At 63.4% G+C, this 2,303-nt stretch carries 2 protein-coding genes; both read left to right on the top strand.

Features of this window, described 5'->3' with window-relative positions:
- Nucleotides 1-47 precede the first annotated feature (47 nt).
- Nucleotides 48-1,028 (top strand): 2-hydroxyacid dehydrogenase, encoded by a 981-nt coding sequence (locus tag AC1DD5_RS25565; RefSeq protein WP_477523115.1) that lies wholly within the window; start codon nt 48-50, stop codon nt 1,026-1,028.
- Entirely contained in the window at nt 1,025-2,242 is a 1,218-nt protein-coding gene (gene manD, locus AC1DD5_RS25570) for a D-mannonate dehydratase ManD (protein ID WP_477523116.1), read from the top strand. The genes AC1DD5_RS25565 and manD overlap by 4 nt, the downstream gene beginning before the upstream one ends.
- Nucleotides 2,243-2,303: the final 61 nt, after the last annotated feature.

The raw sequence follows: 2,303 nt of genomic DNA on the forward strand, positions 1-2,303 counted from the left end.
ACATTTGCCGCACGCACAGCAAACCAAGCCCTCCAGGGAAAGTAACCATGAGAATCGTCATCGCAGACCCCAACCTGCTGCCCCACCGCTCCACCTTCGAAGCTGCTCTTCCCGAAGGAGCACTCACTTCCTGGCATGAGAGCTGGAACGAGCATTCCGTACTCACAGACCTCAAAGACGCAGACGTCTACGTCGGCCCACGCTTCACTGGCACCATGGGCGCAGCGGCGCGCAACCTTCGCTTGGTTCATGTTGGCGGCGCCGGCTACGACGGCATCGAGGCCGACGCCCTACCGCCCGGCGTTGTCTGCGCGAATACCTTTCACCACGAAAGCTCGATCGCTGAACACGTGGCCACTGTGCTTGTTGCCCTGCGCCGAAACCTGCTCGGCCAGGATGCCGCCCTCCGGTCGGGTGTGTGGTCCTCGTCGGTTTACTCGACATCCATCAGCCAGCCCGAAACTCTTCGTGGCGCCGTGGTGACCTTCCTCGGCTTCGGCCACATCGGCGGGGCGGCATGGAACCTGCTGAAGGCATTCGGCGCCGAAGGAATCGCCATAACACGCAGTGGAAATATCGACGCCAAAGCCAATGCCCTGCGCTGGGCAGGCACCGTCGACCGCCTCGGCGAAGCTCTCAGCGAATCCACAGTCCTCGTCATCAGCATCCCGCTGGCAGAAGAAACCGTCGGAATCATCGGGGCCGCCGAACTCGATGATCTCGGACCTGACGGGCTTCTCGTGAACGTGGCCCGCGGACCCGTCGTGGACGAAGCCGCCCTCTACGAAGCCCTGAAGGACCGGCGTATCGCCGGTGCCGCCGCCGACGTCTGGTACCAATACCCGGGGACCGACGGCCGCGGCGAACCGTCGACCCATCCCTTCGGGCGACTCGACAACATCATCATGACTCCACACTCCTCCGGTGTTACCGCGGAAACCTTCCGAAATCGTGCCCGCGAAATCGCCGAAAACGTCACCAGACTGTCCAACGGCGAACCTCTGAAGAATGTAGTGATTTCCAAATGACCCGCAAAATCGTCAACGTCGACGTCCTCGTAACCAGCCCCAGCCGCAACTTCGTCACGCTCAAAATCACCACCGACGACGGCCTGGTTGGCTGGGGCGACGCCACGCTCAACGGCCGCGAACTGTCGGTGGCCAGCTACCTGCGGGACCACCTTGCACCCGCCCTTCTGGGCAGGGACGCGGACCGCATCGAAGACACCTGGCAGTACTTCTACCGTGGCGCCTACTGGCGCCGGGGCCCGGTAACCATGGCCGCTATCGGCGCCATTGACCTGGCCCTGTGGGACATCAAAGGCAAGGCCCTCGGCGTCCCCGTGTACCAGCTCCTCGGCGGCGCCGCGCGGGACAAGATACTTACGTACACGCATGCGACCGGCTGGGACCTGCCTGAACTTTTGGATTCCGTTGACCAGCGCCGTGAGCAGGGCTTCCGCGCTGTGCGTGCCCAGTCCGGAGTTCCCGGCTTGGACAAGGTCTACGGCGTCACCAAGGGCGCTGCGGGTTACGAGCCGGCGGGCCGCGGCGTAGGTCCCGTGGAGGAGGACTGGGACACCTCGGCGTATCTTCGCCACGCCCCCAGGGTACTTTCCGCGGTCCGAGACCATGTTGGGCCGGAACTAAAACTCCTGCATGACGTCCACCACCGGCTCAACCCCACCGAAGCGGCCCGCCTGGCCAGGTCTTTGGAAGACGTGGATCTCTTCTGGCTTGAAGACGTGACGCCCGCCGAGAACCAGCGCCTGCTGCGGATACTCCGCCAGCAGACCACCATTCCGCTGGCGATAGGTGAAGTGTTCAACACCATCTGGGACGCGGAACTACTCATCACTGAGCGACTCATCGACTTCATCCGCACTGCCGTGGTCCATGCCGGCGGGATCTCGCACGTCCGCAAGATCCTCGCCCTTGCCGAGGTTTACCAAATCAAGGGCGCACCCCACGGCCCCTCGGATGTCTCCCCCATCAATCTCTCCGCCTCACTGCACCTCGGCCTGGCCACGTCCAACTTCGCCATCCAGGAGTACATGGGCTACGACACCCTGGTGTCGGAGGTGTTCCGTTCCAGCTTCCGTTTCGAGGACGGGTACCTGCATCCCGGCGACGAACCCGGCCTCGGCGTAGAGGTAGACGAAGAGGCCGCAGCCCGCTTCCCGTACAAGCAGGCCTACCTGCCGATTGCCCGTGAGCTCGACGGCTCCATGAAGGACTGGTAAACCATGGCATCCCCAAAGACCCCACCACTCTCGCTGGGCACACCTGGCCTCATCAGCAGCC

The organism is Paenarthrobacter sp. 10L420, from assembly GCF_056395385.1.